This is a genomic window from Streptococcus sp. 477, from assembly GCF_013277295.1.
Classification (GTDB): Bacteria; Bacillota; Bacilli; order Lactobacillales; family Streptococcaceae; genus Streptococcus; species Streptococcus pseudopneumoniae.
The window spans coordinates 1-14,787 of record NZ_VMMQ01000075.1; the positions used below are offsets into that span (position 1 = coordinate 1).

Sequence of the window (14,787 nt, forward strand, 5' to 3'; positions counted from 1 at the left end):
CTGTTTAAAATCTGTACTACATGCATAGCTTTATTATAACATGCTTGTTTGAAACTAAGCAACTATAAAATATTAGCAATAAGCCTATTTAGAAATTTTAATATAGGAGGTGAAAAATATAGAGCAACAAACTTTTATATCTATACTTTTGTTGAGAACTTAGAAAGTATAGGAGATAAACCGTCACAATGGAACTCTGATTTGAATCATTTACTCAATGAAGAGGGTATGTATCTGAATAAAGAGGCTTTGATTCATTTTGAGTATAATGAATCAGAAAAAAATATGGTATTATAAATAGGAAAAGGAGATAAATTATCATGGAAATTAATCAAGTAATCATTAACATTTCTGCTAGACATGTTCATTTAAAGAGGGAACATTTAGATATTTTATTTGGTGAAGGATACCAACTAAACAAGTTAAAAGATTTGTATCAGCCTGGTGAATTTGCTGCTGAAGAACAGGTTACAATTCAGTCGGCATCTGGCGAGATTAATCGTGTCAGGGTATTAGGACCAATTCGTCCTTATACACAAGTTGAGGTTTCTAAAACAGATTCTAGATTATTAAAGATAACTCCACCAGTACGTACTTCGAGTGAGATTGAAAACTCTTCACCGATTACCATTATAGGACCTAATGGAAGAGTTAATTTAGATGAAGGGTGCATTATTGCTAATAGACATATTCACTTTGCCACAGAAGAAGCTGAGGAAATGGGTCTTAAAAATGGAGATATAGTTTCTGTTGAAGTAAAAAGCGAAAAAAGTGCTACTTTGCATGATGTTCATTGCAGAGTGAGTGATAAATATAGATTGGAAATGCATATTGATACTGATGATGCGAATGCACTTCTTTTATCAGGAGGTGAGATTGGCACGATTATAAAAGAGTAGAAATGGAGATTATCGAAAGTTGATTAAGGCATTAATAATTAGAAATTTGCAAATGTATACTAGATTTTTTCCAGTAGCTCTATTCCTGAATCGATTGTTAGATGCCATTTTTCAGCTTTTAGGGTATTGGTTAATTGCTCATTATCTTTTTAATAACAAATTAGTAGTTAGTCAAGTAGAAGTGATTGATTATTTTACTTTCGCTGCTGCTGGGATGCTTTACTACAATGTTGCTGTTGCTATTTTGATGAATGTAGGGCGTTCATTGATGGTTGAGGTCCGAGAGGGAACCTTGGAAAGCTTATTTATAACTCCATATAGTATTTTCAGCTATTATATAGGCGTGTTCATTGAACAGCTTGGAAGAACTTTTATGGAGTTTTGTTCACTTTTTATTATTTCTATTTTGCTCGGTGCAAAGTTCATGGCAACTCCAATATCCTATTGGCTGTTGAGTTATGTTGTTATTGTTTTAATATCATTTTCTATGAGTGTTTTTGTTGCTAACATAATGCTCTGGTTAAGAGATACATTTATAAGTCAGAATACGTTATTTATTTTGATATTTTTAGTATCTGGTGTTACATTTCCTAGGACAGTGCTTCTTGATTTTCTAAAATGTGTTGGTGATTTATTACCAATTACTTATGGCTTAGAGATAGTTAGACTAATATCTTCTGGAGATTTGGAATCGCTTCAACTATGTCTATTGATTTTTAAAGTTTTACTTCTCTCATTAGTTTTTATTGTGATTGGCTTGCTCAGCTATAAAAAGGTGGAGAAGAAAGTGATCGAATATTTAACAATTTAGGAGAATTCCGATGTTAGAAGTAAAAAATGTATCTAAAAGTTATCTTACAAAAACGAAGATTAATTTACTAAAAAGAAAAAGCAAGCTATTAATAATGTTTCATTAAAAATTCCAAGAGGAAAAATAATTGGAGTTTTAGGAGAAAATGGGGCAGGCAAAACAACCTTAATAAAAATGATGACAACGCTTCTAAAACAAGATTCAGGAGAAATTACAATTAATGGAATTGATATTAATGATAATTTAAAGGATACTCGAAGTAAAATCAATGTTATAAGTGATGGAGAGAGAAATCTTTTTATATGGTCTAAAATTGATACTTCAATTTCATATGACCACTTATTGAGAAAATTAACATCTGAATATGATGTGTCAGAGAAAAAAGCAGATAAAGACTTGAAAAGAATTATTAACCAATTTAGTGAACTTGAGTTTGTTTCAGTTAATACTCTTCGAAAATCAAATTCAAACCGCGTCAGCGTCGCCTTACCGTACTCAAGTACAGCTTGCGGCTAGCTTCCTAGTTTGCTCTTTGATTTTCATTGAGTATAAGGGAGGTTAATGTTGCTTTTTCTGAAATATATTTAATGCTTATATCGAAAATACTTAGAAAAGTCTTGAAGTTTTGTGGCTCTTTATCAACTTGTAGTGGGGTGATGAAAAGAGTGGTTAATACTAGACATACTTCAAAAAGCATTGTACGATAGTAACATGAAATTAGCTAAACAAGAAATCACCTTTCTCTTTAAAGACCTTACTAAGCCTCTAACACAAAGTCTTCCAATCGTTCTGCTTTGTTTGATGGGAAAATCCTATCAAGAGATGATAGAGCGTCTAGACTGTAGTTTGGTGAAATTTAAAGAAGGATGAGGAGTTAGGTTCGGACTCTCTCCTTCAAGAAAGACGTGGTGGTTGTAACCACGTTTATATGACAGTCAAGGAATAGATAGTTTTCCGGTCATTTGAAAACTTCAGAGGAAGAGGAAGTTGTTACAGTAGATTTCCTGCAAAATCTAGATTGAATTGTAATAAAAATGAATTCATTGCTTATAACGTACCGGACTAGGATATACAGGCCGTTGTAGGACAAGTGTTCTAGAGATTGTTTCTCAGGAGGTTTAGTGATACTCCATTTCTTCAGTCCTATCAAAAGGAGATTAGTCGTTCCTACACAGGTGATGCTTTCTGTCAACTGTTGAAGCGACATAGCTGGCGCACTGTTGCCCTAGATCCTAAGAAAGCAGGCGCTCAAACCATTGCCGCGTCTAAACATCCCATCTCTATTCAAGAAGGTAAGAAAACGCTTTAAAGATAGTAGATGCTTTCGTAAGCTTGGGTTCATGCATCAAAGATGAGGCTGGTTTCGGATAGGCAGTAAACTAGGATCTTGTTAGCCACCTAAAGGAATAGGTCCTCCTGTCCATAGTCATTCCGTGCATGAATTCTCTTACTGTTAGAGAGCTGTTGATGCTTATAGAGGAGCATCCTTTTTCCTGCTTGCCGGAGGATGCCATACTGAATGGAGGAAAGCTTGTTTACAAGAACTGTCACAGGCCTATCCAACTGATTTTATTTTACTAGTCATGGATCATGCCCTAGGGCATCCATCAAGTAGCTTAACTATTCCAAATCATATTGGCTTTCCCTTTATTCCCCCATACAGGCCAGAGATGAATCCTATTGAACAGATGCAGAAAGAGCTTGGTGAAGGTGGCTTCCAGAATAAAGCATTTCAAACCTTGGAAGCTGGCATTGATACATTTCAAGAGATCATACAAGGATTAGAGAGGAGTGTTGTAAAGTCCATCGTTAAAAGAGAATGAACCAGAATGCTTTTTGAAAATAGATATGAGTATTAGTTGAACTGCCCTATGCCGAACGGCACCTACGGTGGTGTGAGAGGGACTAGTCTTAGCCCCTACTCGATTCAATCTGTACCCACACAATTCTTCTTTTTTTATCTTGTGATTCACTCTGTTCTATTTTAAAATGAAATGGTAGCTACCAATATAAATGATGAGGATAAAACAAATGACTGAAAATCGTTATGAATTAAATAAAAATTTGGCACAGATGCTCAAAGGTGGGGTTATCATGGACGTTCAAAATCCTGAACAGGCTCGTATTGCAGAGGCTGCTGGTGCGGCTGCTGTTATGGCTTTGGAGCGGATTCCAGCTGATATTCGTGCAGCTGGTGGTGTTTCCCGTATGAGTGATCCAAAGATGATTAAGGAAATCCAAGAAGCGGTTAGCATTCCAGTGATGGCTAAGGTTAGAATCGGGCATTTTGTTGAAGCTCAGATTTTAGAGGCTATTGAGATTGACTATATCGATGAGAGTGAAGTTTTATCTCCAGCTGACGATCGTTTCCATGTGGACAAGAAAGAATTTCAAGTACCTTTTGTCTGTGGAGCTAAGGACTTGGGGGAAGCCTTGCGTCGTATCGCTGAAGGTGCTTCCATGATTCGTACTAAAGGAGAACCGGGTACAGGAGATATTGTCCAAGCTGTTCGCCATATGCGTATGATGAATCAGGAAATTCGCCGTATTCAAAACCTACGCGAGGACGAACTTTATGTTGCTGCCAAGGAATTGCAAGTCCCTGTAGAATTGGTTCAATACGTCCATGAACATGGGAAATTGCCAGTTGTAAACTTCGCAGCTGGAGGCGTTGCAACGCCAGCAGATGCTGCACTTATGATGCAATTAGGGGCAGAGGGTGTATTTGTCGGTTCAGGTATTTTCAAGTCAGGAGATCCTGTTAAACGAGCGAGTGCCATTGTTAAGGCTGTGACTAACTTCCGTAATCCTCAAATCCTAGCTCAAATCTCTGAAGATTTAGGAGAAGCCATGGTTGGTATCAATGAAAATGAAATCCAAATTCTCATGGCAGAGAGAGGAAAATAGATGAAAATCGGAATATTGGCCTTGCAAGGTGCCTTTGCAGAACATGTAAAAGTGCTAGAAAAATTAGGAGTCGAGAGTGTTGAAATCAGAAATTTAGAGGATTTTCAGAAATCTCAGAGTGACTTGTCGGGTTTGATTTTGCCTGGTGGTGAGTCTACAACCATGGGCAAGCTCTTACGAGATCAACATATGATGACTCCTATAAGAGAAGCTATTTTATCTGGTTTACCAGTCTTTGGAACCTGTGCAGGCTTGATTTTGCTGGCTAAGGAAATTACTTCTCAGAAAGAGAGTCATCTAGGAACTATGGATATGGTGGTCGAGCGCAATGCCTATGGGCGCCAATTAGGAAGTTTCTATACGGAAGCAGAATGTAAGGGAGTTGGTCAGATTCCAATGACCTTTATCCGTGGTCCAATTATCAGCAGTGTTGGAGAAGATGTAGAAATTCTAGCAACAGTGAATAATCAAATCGTTGCAGCCCAAGAAAAAAATATGTTGGTAACTTCTTTTCATCCTGAATTGACTGATGATGTAAGCTTGCACCAGTACTTTATAAATATATGTGAAGAAAAAAGATAGTAAAAAAGCGCAAAAAATCACTTCCTGTGCTATACTATAATTGAAATTTTTTTAGTTTTTGCGTTAGAAATGTTTCCTCAGTCCTAGCGCCTTTTCTTTTTGATAAGTATGCTTGGTGGAGAGTAGTTTGTAAATGATTCTGAAGATCTTATGAGCACAAGCAATGACGGCTTTCATATTGCTTCCTCTTTAGGAAATTCGATTATAAAACTCTAAGCAGGCTCTGCCTGCTTAGAGTTTTACATGTAATAAACAATGGCGATGTATTGGAGTGCGGACGCAGCTAGGATAAAGAGATGCCAAATCATGTGGAAATAAGGTTTTTTCTTGGCGTAAAATCCAGCCCCAACTGTATAAGAGAGTCCGCCAGTTACCATGAGACTCCAGAAAATTGGTGTCGTTTGACTGATAATGGCAGGAATGATAGCCAGAACCAACCAGCCCATAATCAGGTAAAGAGCAAGGCTAAATTTTTCATTGACTTTTTTAGCAAGGATTTTATAGAGAATACCAAAGATGGTCGTTCCCCATTGGATAGCAATAATCAGATAGCCAAACCAGTTATTCATCAAGGTTAAGACGACTGGCGTATAAGAGCCTGCGATAGCCACATAAATCATAGAATGGTCAATAATTCTCAAGACGTATTTGTGGGTCGAACCATAGGCCATAGAGTGGTAAATGGTGGATGAGAGGAACATGAGAAAGAGACTGATAACGAAAATGGAAACGCCGATAGAGGATAAAAAGCCATGTGCTTCGTAACTATAGGTGGATGAAATAGGGAGTAAGATGAGCATGATGACTGCACCCACAGCATGGGTCACACTATTAGCAATCTCTTCTCCGAAACTGAGTTGTTTGCTGAGTTTAAGACTAGTGTTCATTGGATTACCTCCTCTTGAGTATGATGGATTAAGGCTAGGGTTTGATGATAGAGTTTAACGGTTTGGCAGCTGGTTTGGATGATAGGGTTAGCTGGGTCAATTCCTTGGTTCATGTAGTTCACAAAAGCATCGTAGAGTTGCTCTGAACTTGCTTGACTTTGTAGAGTATTCAGTGTCTGAGCGATTTCTTGAATCGAAAATACAGACTTGAGGGTTGTGATAGCAATCAGACGGGCAATCTGTTGACGTTGGTATTTTTTCTTGTCAGGTTTTGTCAGGTAACCATGTTTGACATAATTGTTAACCATAGATGCTGTCAGGCCTTTGTCTTTATCAGGAGAGATAGGGGCACAGACCTGATTGACATAGAGTAAAACCTGGTCCAGATAGAGGTCAATATTTGGAATTTCTGCCCATTTTGGGTAGGAAAAGGTAGTTTTCATTTTCAACTCCTTTTTATCTAGTTTTAATAACTAGATTATAAAATAACAAAAACAGAAAGTCAAGTTTTAACTGCTTGTAGAAAGACTTAAATTATGCTAGGATGGGAGAAACTAGTCAGAAATGAGGAGAAAAGATGGAGATTCGTTTAGCTTTTCCAAATGAAGTAGATGACATCATGCAAGTGATGGAGGATGCTAAAAAATGTTTAGCGGATGCTGGTAGTGACCAGTGGCAAAATGGTTATCCAAATGCTGATATTATTATTGAAGATATTATCTCAGGTCAAGCCTATGTAGCCTTGGAAGAGGGAGAACTACTAGCCTATGCTGCTGTGACCAAGAGTCCAGAGGCAGCCTATGAAGCCATTTATGAAGGCAACTGGCAAGTTGGGGAGTCAGAGTACCTAGTCTTTCACCGTATTGCTGTGGCAGCAGATGTGCAGGGACAGGGAGTTGCTCAAACCTTTTTAGAGGGCTTGATTGAAGGTTTTGATTATCTAGATTTTCGCTCAGATACGCATGCTGAAAACAAAGCTATGCAGCATATTTTTGAAAAACTCGGTTTTAAACAGGTTGGTAAGGTTCCAGTTGATGGCGAACGCTTGGCCTATCAAAAATTAAAGAAATAATGCAAAAGAAGTATGTAAAAATGCTCTATTCTTCGCCGATTGGCTCCCTTTCTCTCGTAGCTGATGACCATTATTTGTATGGAATTTGGGTTCAGGAGCAGAAGCATTTTGAGAGGGGACTAGGAGATGAGACGATAGAAGCAGTTGTTAGTCATCCCATTTTAGACCCAGTTATTACTTGCTTAGATGCTTACTTTAAAGGCAAGCCTAAGGATTTATCCGACTTGCCCTTGGCTCCAATTGGAACGGATTTTGAAAAGCGAGTTTGGGACTATTTACAGGGAATTCCTTATGGTCAGACAGTGACATATGGGCAAATAGCCCAAGACCTGCAAGTGCCTTCTGCTCAAGCAATTGGTGGAGCGGTAGGACGCAATCCTTGGTCTATTCTAGTACCTTGTCACCGTGTGCTGGGAGCAGGCAAGCGTCTGACTGGTTATGCCGCAGGAGTGGAAAAGAAAGCCTGGCTCTTGGAGTATGAAGGCGCAGATTTTAAAGATATAAATAATAGAAAGTGAAAGACATGTTAGAATTTATCGAATACCCAAAATGTTCAACTTGTAAAAAAGCAAAACAAGAATTAAACCAACTCGGTGTGGACTACAAAGCCGTCCATATCGCCGAAGAAACACCTAGCCAAGAAGTTATTTTAAACTGGCTGGAAACCTCAGGGTTTGAATTGAAGCAATTTTTTAACACCAGTGGAATCAAATACCGTGAATTAGGGTTAAAAGATAAGGTAGGAAGTCTGTCAAACCAAGAAGCAGCTGAGTTGCTAGCAAGCGACGGCATGTTGTTAAAACGGCCAATTTTAGTAGAAAATGGAACTGTTAAACAAATCGGTTATCGAAAACCTTATGAAGAATTGGGATTGAAATAGTTTTTACTTATCTCTCTGATAGATAAAATATATAACCTCCCTGTTTTAAAGTATGATAAACTAGTAGGTAGACAAAGACTGTATCTGACCGTAGCAAATAATTTCATTGACGGCAGAAGTATGGTAGAATGAATCATTATCAGGAGAGGATGTTTTTATGAATGTTACAACGATTTTAGCATCAGATTGGTATCAAAACTTGATGCAATTGATTCCGGATGGCAAGCTTTTTAGCTTGCGTTCGGTCTTTGATGGAATTCCGAGAATTGTTCAACAACTTCCAACAACGATTATGTTGACAATTGGTGGTGCCTTTTTTGGCTTGGTTTTGGCGCTTCTTTTTGCCATTGTGAAGATCAATCGTGTCAAGATTTTATATCCCTTGCAGGCCTTCTTTGTTAGTTTCTTAAAAGGGACACCGATTTTAGTGCAGCTCATGTTGACCTACTACGGAATTCCTTTGGCTTTGAAAGCTCTCAATCAGCAATGGGGAACTGGTCTCAATATCAATGCGATTCCAGCCGCTGCTTTTGCGATTGTCGCCTTTGCCTTTAATGAGGCAGCTTATGCTAGTGAAACCATTCGTGCAGCCATTCTCTCAGTTAACCCTGGTGAGATTGAGGCGGCACGCAGTCTGGGTATGACCCGAGCGCAAGTTTATCGACGAGTGATTATTCCAAATGCAGCAGTTGTGGCAACTCCAACCTTGATTAACTCCCTCATCGGCTTGACCAAGGGAACTTCCCTAGCCTTTAGTGCGGGTGTTGTGGAAGTCTTTGCCCAAGCTCAGATTTTGGGTGGTGCCGATTATCGTTATTTTGAGCGCTTCATCTCCGTTGCTCTTGTTTATTGGGTAGTCAATATCGGAATTGAGAGCCTTGGTCGTTTCATCGAGAGAAAAATGGCTATTTCTGCACCAGATACAGTGCAAACAGATGTGAAAGGAGACCTTCGTTAATGATTAAGATTTCGAATTTAAGCAAATCCTTTTCAGGACAGACTGTCTTGGATCATCTGGACTTGGATATTCAAAAAGGGGAAGTTGTAGCCTTGATTGGTTCTTCAGGAGCTGGAAAATCAACCTTTCTTCGCAGTCTCAATTATCTTGAAACACCTGATAGTGGCTCGATTCAGATTGATGATTTCTCGGTTGATTTTTCTAAAATCACTCAAGAAGAAATCCTTGCCCTACGTCGCAAGTTATCTATGGTATTTCAGCAGTTTAATTTGTTTGAGCGCCGTACAGCACTTGATAATGTGAAAGAAGGCTTGGTTGTTGTCAAGAAATTATCTGACCAAGAAGCGACTAAGATTGCCAAGGAAGAGTTGGCTAAGGTTGGGCTTTCTGATCGTGAAAACCATTACCCTCGCCATTTATCAGGTGGACAAAAGCAACGGGTTGCCTTGGCGCGTGCGCTTGCTATGAAACCAGATGTCTTGCTCTTAGATGAACCAACTTCAGCCCTTGACCCAGAATTGGTCGGTGAAGTAGAGAAGTCTATTGCAGATGCTGCTAAGTCAGGTCAGACCATGATTTTGGTCAGTCATGACATGTCCTTTGTAGCCCAAGTGGCTGATAAGATTCTCTTCTTAGATAAGGGGAAAATCATCGAGTCTGGAACACCAGATGAGATTATCCACCATCCTAAAGAAGAGCGGACAAAAGAATTCTTCGCTAGTTACAAACGGACTTATATTTGATATAATAGATAAAGAAAAACTCAGTTAGCTGGACTAGCTGAGTTTACTCTTTAAAAAAGATAGAAATGAGAGAAATCATGCTACTGCAACTATTTTCTTTATATTTCGAGAGTTTGATCTTAACCACCATCCTCGTCCTGATTTTTTTAGGAATTTGGATTGGACTGAGAGCCATGTCGGGAGTTGATAAGACAGCCAAGGCTCGCCAAGCCCATCTCTATGATATGATTATGATTGGGGTCTTGGTTGTTCCAGTATTATCCTTTGCGGTTATGAGTTTAATTCTTGTTTTCAAGGCATAATCCTTGCGTGATTGACAAGAAAGAGTTAGAATAAAGATAGTTACAACAAGAAAGAAGGAAACTATATGTACGATACTATTATTATCGGTGCTGGACCTGCAGGGATGACTGCAGCCTTGTATGCTGCTCGAAGCAATTTGAAAGTAGCTTTGATTGAAGGTGGTCTGCCAGGTGGTCAGATGAATAATACATCTGATATCGAAAATTACCCAGGATATGCTAATATTAGTGGACCTGAATTGGCAGAAAAGATGTTTGAACCGCTTGAAAATCTCGGTGTTGAGCACATTTATGGATATGTTGAAAATGTCGAAGACCATGGTGATTTTAAGAAAGTGATGACTGACGACCAAACATATGAAACTCGTACCGTTATCGTAGCAACTGGTTCTAAACACCGTCCTTTGGGAGTACCTGGAGAAGAAGAACTGAACAGTCGTGGTGTTTCTTACTGTGCCGTGTGTGATGGTGCTTTCTTCCGTGACCAAGATTTGTTGGTAGTTGGTGGTGGAGATTCAGCTGTTGAAGAAGCCCTCTTCTTGACTCGTTTTGCTAAGACTGTTACCATTGTTCACCGTCGTGACCAACTTCGTGCTCAAAAGGTTTTACAAGACCGCGCCTTTGCGAATGAGAAAATCAGCTTTATCTGGGATTCTGTAGTGAAGGAAATCAAGGGTGAAAACCGAGTAGAATCTGTCGTATTTGAAAATGTGAAAACAGGTCAAGTGACAGAACAAGCCTTCGGTGGCGTCTTTATCTATGTTGGATTGGACCCTCTTAGCGATTTTGTTAAAGAATTGAATATCCAAGATCAGGCAGGCTGGATTGTGACAGATAACCACATGAAAACTGCAGTTGACGGTATCTTTGCAGTTGGAGATGTTCGCCAGAAAGACCTTCGCCAAGTAACAACAGCGGTTGGAGATGGAGCTATCGCTGGTCAAGAAGCCTATAAATTTATCACAGAACATAGTTAATCATAAAAAAGTTTCCAATCAGATGACTGGAAACTTTTTTATAGTCTGTTTCGGAAAACTTCGTACATGAGAATGGCCGCAGCAACACTGGCATTAAGGCTTTGAACATGGCCATTCATGGGAATGGTAATCATTTCATCGACCTGTTTTTTAATGTTGCTAGAGATGCCTTTTCCTTCATTTCCGATGATGAGGGCGATTTTCCCTTTTGTATTCCACTTATGGCAAGGAGTACCGTTCATATCCGTTCCAAAGGTCCAGAAGCCTTCATCCTTGACTTTGTCCAGAGTTTGGCTCAGATTGGTCACTCGGGCGATGGGAACGTGCTCGATAGCACCTGTGGCCGTTTTGGCAACGACGGGGGTAACACCTACAGCACGGTGCTTGGGAATGATGACACCTGAAACATTGGTCGCATCGGCTGTTCTCAGGATGGATCCTAGGTTGTGAGGGTCAGTCAAACCATCCAGAATCAATAGCAAAGGATTTTCTTCTTGGCGTGTTTTGGAAAGGATGTGATCTAGCTCGCTATAGGCAAATTCGGACACTCGTAAAACAAAACCTTGGTGGACAGCACCTTCAGTCATCTCAGAGAGGGATTTTTTTGAGGTCCAAGAAATGGACACCTTCTTTTCTGTAGCCAGTTCCTTGACTTTCTCAAGATTCTTACCTCGGAGATTTTCTTGGAGGTAGAGTTTGTTTCCAGTATTTGCAAGGAGGGCTTCGGTAACGGCGTGGACGCCATAGACAATATCATTTGTTTTCATGCCTCTATTATAACACAAAACCCCGTCTTGCAACGGGATTTTCTTTATTCTAGAATCAGTAAACCATCTTTAACTGCAAATGGGTCTTTTTCATTGATACGATCGTAAAACATGATACCGTTAATGTGGTCAATTTCATGCTGAACAACAATGGAGTTGTAGCCTTTGAGTTTGATACGGTGTTTTTCTCCATCTTTGTCAAAGTAGTCAACAGTAACGCGGGCATGGCGAACAACATAGCCAGGCACGTTGCGGTCTACAGACAGGCAACCTTCTCCTTCACCAAGAGCAGCGTCTTGAACAGAGTGAGAGACGATTTTTGGATTGTACATAATGGCTTGCAAGTCGTAGGCTTCCTGCGGAGTTTCGCCTTCTTCAACAATATTAGGTACCAAAACAGCGATAATGCGTTTTGAGATATCCAATTGAGGAGCAGCCAGTCCAACCCCACCGCGGAGTCCCAATTTTTCAGCCATGACAGGATCTTGGGAATGTTTAAGGAATTGCATCATCTTTTCGCCAAGGATGATTTCCTGATCAGATAAGGGGAAAGTAACTTCCTCAGCAACTGCGCGTAGAGTTGGGTTCCCCTCGCGGATAATATCGTTCATATCAATTAAGTGAGCAGCTTTTGTAATACGTTCTATTGCAGACATTTTCTCTCCTTTCATTACCTCTACATGATATCACAAAATGTCAAGGATTGAAAGTATTATAGCCTTTAGGATTTATAGAAAATAGATAGGAAGTTCAATTCATACTCAATGAAAATCAAAGAGCAAACTAAGAAGCTAGCCGTAGGNNAGATAGAACTGACGAAGTCGGTAACATATATACGGTAAGGCGACGCTGACGTGGTTTGAAGAGATTTTCGAAGAGTATCAATTGTGAAAGAATTACTTATCTATGATATAATAAAAAGAAAAGGCTTGCATAAGAAAGTAGGGAGAATGAAGATGAAAAGAAGACAAAATCGAAATCAGGGTGGTTTAGCTTTTCGTTTTATGAAGGGCTTGGTAAACTTTTTTAGGAGTTATCGCAGGTGGAGCAATAAAGGATTTGTGGCAGTACTCTTGCTAGCAGTTGCTTTATCAATGGGCTTGGTCTTGTTGGTTGAAAGTTTCCAAGGAATCCCTTTAACCAGTCAAAAACGAGATACTATTTCTCAAGAGGGGACTAAGCAAAAGTCTCAGGAGCAGGAAGAGGAAAAAACTGCCAGAATTATGGCTAATGGGGATTTGCTCTACCACGATGGACTTTTCTTTTCAGCTAAAAAAGAAGACGGTACCTATGACTTTCATGAGAATTTTGAGTATGTGACACCTTGGCTCAAGCAAGCAGATTTAGCTATTGGTGATTTTGAAGGAACCATCAATAAGGATCATTATTTAGCGGGTTATCCTCTCTTTAATGCTCCTGCTGAAGTTATGGATGCCATTAAGGATGCAGGTTATCATGTGCTAGATTTAGCTCATAATCATATTTTGGATTCGCAAATTGAGGGAGTTATTTCAACGGCCGATATTATTGAAAAAGCTGGAATCACTCCAATCGGAGTTTATACGCATGAACCACGTGATCAGGCTCCGTTGGTCATTAAGGAAGTGAATGGTATCAAGGTTGCTCTTTTGGCCTATTCCTATGGATTCAATGGCATTGAACAGTATATTGCTCAGGAAGACTATAATCGTTATCTTTCAGATTTAAACGAAGATAAGATGAAGTCTGAAATTGAACGTGCAGAGAAGGAAGCGGATATCACCATTATCATGCCTCAGATGGGTGTTGAGTATCGATTGGAACCAACTGAAGAACAAAAAGCTCTTTATCACAAGATAATTGATTGGGGGGCGGATATCATCTTTGGAGGGCATCCTCACGTTGTTGAACCATCTGAAACGGTTGAAAAAGATGGAGACAAGAAACTCATTATCTATTCAATGGGGAACTTCATTTCCAATCAACGGATTGAATCTATGGGAGATGAAGAAAATGCTAAGTGGACTGAACGTGGCGTTCTCATGGATGTAACCATTAAGAAGAAGGATGGAAAAACAACTATCGGAACAGCTAAAGCTCATCCTACTTGGGTCAATCGAACACCAAAGGGAACCTTTTCACCAGAAGGCTATCCTTTATATCATTATCAAACCTATATCTTGGAAGATTTTATCGAGGGTGGCAGTCATCGTGACCAGTTAGATGAAGCGACTAAGGAACGAATTGATACAGCCTATAAAGAAATGAACGAACATGTGGGATTGAAGTGGGATTAGCTTGAATAGACTTCCTGCGAAACAAAATATGGTAGAATAGTTCTATGAATTATGAAGCAAGTAAACAACTAACTGATGCACGATTTAAGCTCCTGGTTGGTGTTCAGCGCACGACTTTTGAAGAGATGTTAGCTGTATTGAAAACAGCTTATCAAGGTAAACACGCAAAAGGGGGACGAAAACCTAAACTAAGCCTAGAATACCTTCTTATGGCGACTTCAATATGTGCGAGAATACCGCACTTATGAACAAATTGCGGCTGATTTTGGTATTCAGGAAAGCAACTTAATCCGTCGGAGCCAATGGGTTGAAGTAACTCTTGTTCAAAGTGGTTTTACGATTTCAAGAACTCCTCTCAGTTCTGAGGACACGGTAATGATTGATGCGACGGAAGTAAAAATCAATCGCCCTAAAAAAACAATTAGCGAATGATTCTGGTAAAAAGAAATGCCACGCTATGAAGGCTCAGGCGATTGTCACAAGCCAAGGGAGAATTGTTTCTTTGGAGATCACTGTGAACTATTGTCATGATATGAAGTTGTTCAAAATGAGTCGCAGAAATATCGGACAAGCTGGTAAAATCTTGGCTGACAGTGCTTATCAAGGGCTCATGAAGCTATATCCTCAAGCGCAAACTCCGAGGAAATCCAGCAAACTCAAGCCGCTAACAGCTGAAGAGAAAGCCTGTAACCATGCGCTATCTAAGGAGAGAATCAAGGTTGAGAA

At 39.6% G+C, this 14,787-nt stretch carries 17 protein-coding genes and 3 pseudogenes; 16 read left to right on the plus strand and 4 right to left on the minus strand.

All coding sequences use genetic code 11. The features are described from left to right. The first annotated feature begins 320 nt into the window (after positions 1-320). The 7 genes and pseudogenes from pduL (at position 321) to pdxT (ending at position 5,199) form a co-directional block, all read left to right on the plus strand. Positions 321-899, plus strand: coding sequence for a phosphate propanoyltransferase (gene pduL / locus HT691_RS08670; RefSeq protein ID WP_000405172.1), 579 nt, complete (start codon positions 321-323; stop codon positions 897-899). A 19-nt stretch (positions 900-918) separates the two neighbouring features. Beyond that, entirely contained in the window at positions 919-1,710 is a 792-nt protein-coding gene (locus HT691_RS08675; RefSeq protein WP_050208676.1) for an ABC transporter permease, read from the plus strand. Positions 1,711-1,836: 126 nt separating this feature from the next. Next, positions 1,837-2,226, plus strand: a complete 390-nt coding sequence (locus tag HT691_RS08680; RefSeq protein ID WP_230558127.1) for a PqqD family peptide modification chaperone — start codon at positions 1,837-1,839, stop codon at positions 2,224-2,226. Positions 2,227-2,481: 255 nt separating this feature from the next. Next, positions 2,482-2,653, plus strand: a pseudogene (locus tag HT691_RS11380) (IS630 family transposase); the annotation flags it as partial. 195 nt (positions 2,654-2,848) lie between these two features. Then, a pseudogene (locus tag HT691_RS11385) lies at positions 2,849-3,533 on the plus strand (transposase); the annotation flags it as partial. A 208-nt stretch (positions 3,534-3,741) separates the two neighbouring features. Further along, on the plus strand, positions 3,742-4,617 hold the full coding sequence (gene pdxS, locus HT691_RS08690) for a pyridoxal 5'-phosphate synthase lyase subunit PdxS (protein WP_000138526.1): 876 nt from the start codon (positions 3,742-3,744) through the stop codon (positions 4,615-4,617). Further along, positions 4,618-5,199, plus strand: a complete 582-nt coding sequence (pdxT, locus tag HT691_RS08695; protein WP_054388010.1) for a pyridoxal 5'-phosphate synthase glutaminase subunit PdxT — start codon at positions 4,618-4,620, stop codon at positions 5,197-5,199. It abuts the gene before it with no gap. A 239-nt stretch (positions 5,200-5,438) separates the two neighbouring features. On the opposite strand, the gene HT691_RS08700 is transcribed toward pdxT, so the two are convergent. Together HT691_RS08700 and HT691_RS08705 are read right to left on the minus strand one after the other, a co-directional pair. Beyond that, positions 5,439-6,086 (minus strand): hemolysin III family protein, encoded by a 648-nt coding sequence (locus HT691_RS08700; protein ID WP_001097999.1) that lies wholly within the window; start codon positions 6,084-6,086, stop codon positions 5,439-5,441. Beyond that, the gene (locus HT691_RS08705) at positions 6,083-6,529 is read right to left on the minus strand and encodes a DUF1836 domain-containing protein (protein ID WP_000858721.1); all 447 of its coding nucleotides are present in this window, start codon (positions 6,527-6,529) and stop codon (positions 6,083-6,085) included. Before HT691_RS08705 ends, HT691_RS08700 begins: the two co-directional genes overlap by 4 nt. A 134-nt stretch (positions 6,530-6,663) precedes the next feature. On the opposite strand from HT691_RS08705, the gene HT691_RS08710 reads away from it, so the two are divergent. The 7 genes from HT691_RS08710 to trxB all read left to right on the plus strand — a co-directional run bounded on the left by HT691_RS08710 (position 6,664) and on the right by trxB (position 11,018). Then, on the plus strand, positions 6,664-7,158 hold the full coding sequence (locus tag HT691_RS08710) for a GNAT family N-acetyltransferase (RefSeq protein WP_000405855.1): 495 nt from the start codon (positions 6,664-6,666) through the stop codon (positions 7,156-7,158). Continuing rightward, positions 7,158-7,676 carry a methylated-DNA--[protein]-cysteine S-methyltransferase gene (locus HT691_RS08715; protein WP_023934081.1) on the plus strand — a complete coding sequence of 173 codons (519 nt, stop codon included), beginning with the start codon at positions 7,158-7,160 and terminating at the stop codon, positions 7,674-7,676. Before HT691_RS08710 ends, HT691_RS08715 begins: the two co-directional genes overlap by 1 nt. Positions 7,677-7,681: 5 nt before the next feature. Next, the gene (locus HT691_RS08720) at positions 7,682-8,038 is read left to right on the plus strand and encodes an arsenate reductase family protein (protein ID WP_023934080.1); all 357 of its coding nucleotides are present in this window, start codon (positions 7,682-7,684) and stop codon (positions 8,036-8,038) included. A 157-nt stretch (positions 8,039-8,195) separates the two neighbouring features. Beyond that, the gene (locus tag HT691_RS08725; protein WP_001103446.1) at positions 8,196-8,996 is read left to right on the plus strand and encodes an amino acid ABC transporter permease; all 801 of its coding nucleotides are present in this window, start codon (positions 8,196-8,198) and stop codon (positions 8,994-8,996) included. Beyond that, positions 8,996-9,739, plus strand: a complete 744-nt coding sequence (locus HT691_RS08730; RefSeq protein ID WP_000590965.1) for an amino acid ABC transporter ATP-binding protein — start codon at positions 8,996-8,998, stop codon at positions 9,737-9,739. Before HT691_RS08725 ends, HT691_RS08730 begins: the two co-directional genes overlap by 1 nt. Positions 9,740-9,816: 77 nt before the next feature. Continuing rightward, positions 9,817-10,041 (plus strand): DUF4059 family protein, encoded by a 225-nt coding sequence (locus HT691_RS08735; protein ID WP_000926599.1) that lies wholly within the window; start codon positions 9,817-9,819, stop codon positions 10,039-10,041. A gap of 65 nt (positions 10,042-10,106) precedes the next feature. Next, positions 10,107-11,018, plus strand: a complete 912-nt coding sequence (gene trxB, locus HT691_RS08740) for a thioredoxin-disulfide reductase (RefSeq protein WP_000272299.1) — start codon at positions 10,107-10,109, stop codon at positions 11,016-11,018. A 38-nt stretch (positions 11,019-11,056) separates the two neighbouring features. On the opposite strand, the gene rlmB is transcribed toward trxB, so the two are convergent. Both rlmB and def read right to left on the minus strand, forming a co-directional pair. Next, positions 11,057-11,785, minus strand: coding sequence for a 23S rRNA (guanosine(2251)-2'-O)-methyltransferase RlmB (gene rlmB, locus HT691_RS08745; protein WP_000855765.1), 729 nt, complete (start codon positions 11,783-11,785; stop codon positions 11,057-11,059). A 44-nt stretch (positions 11,786-11,829) separates the two neighbouring features. Beyond that, positions 11,830-12,441, minus strand: a complete 612-nt coding sequence (gene def / locus HT691_RS08750; RefSeq protein ID WP_001272952.1) for a peptide deformylase — start codon at positions 12,439-12,441, stop codon at positions 11,830-11,832. A gap of 300 nt (positions 12,442-12,741) precedes the next feature. Between def and HT691_RS08755 the strand changes: the two genes are divergently transcribed. Further along, complete coding sequence (locus HT691_RS08755) at positions 12,742-14,061, plus strand: CapA family protein (RefSeq protein ID WP_138705910.1); 1,320 nt, start codon at positions 12,742-12,744, stop codon at positions 14,059-14,061. 44 nt (positions 14,062-14,105) lie between these two features. Continuing rightward, positions 14,106-14,787, plus strand: a pseudogene (locus HT691_RS08760) (transposase family protein); the annotation flags it as partial.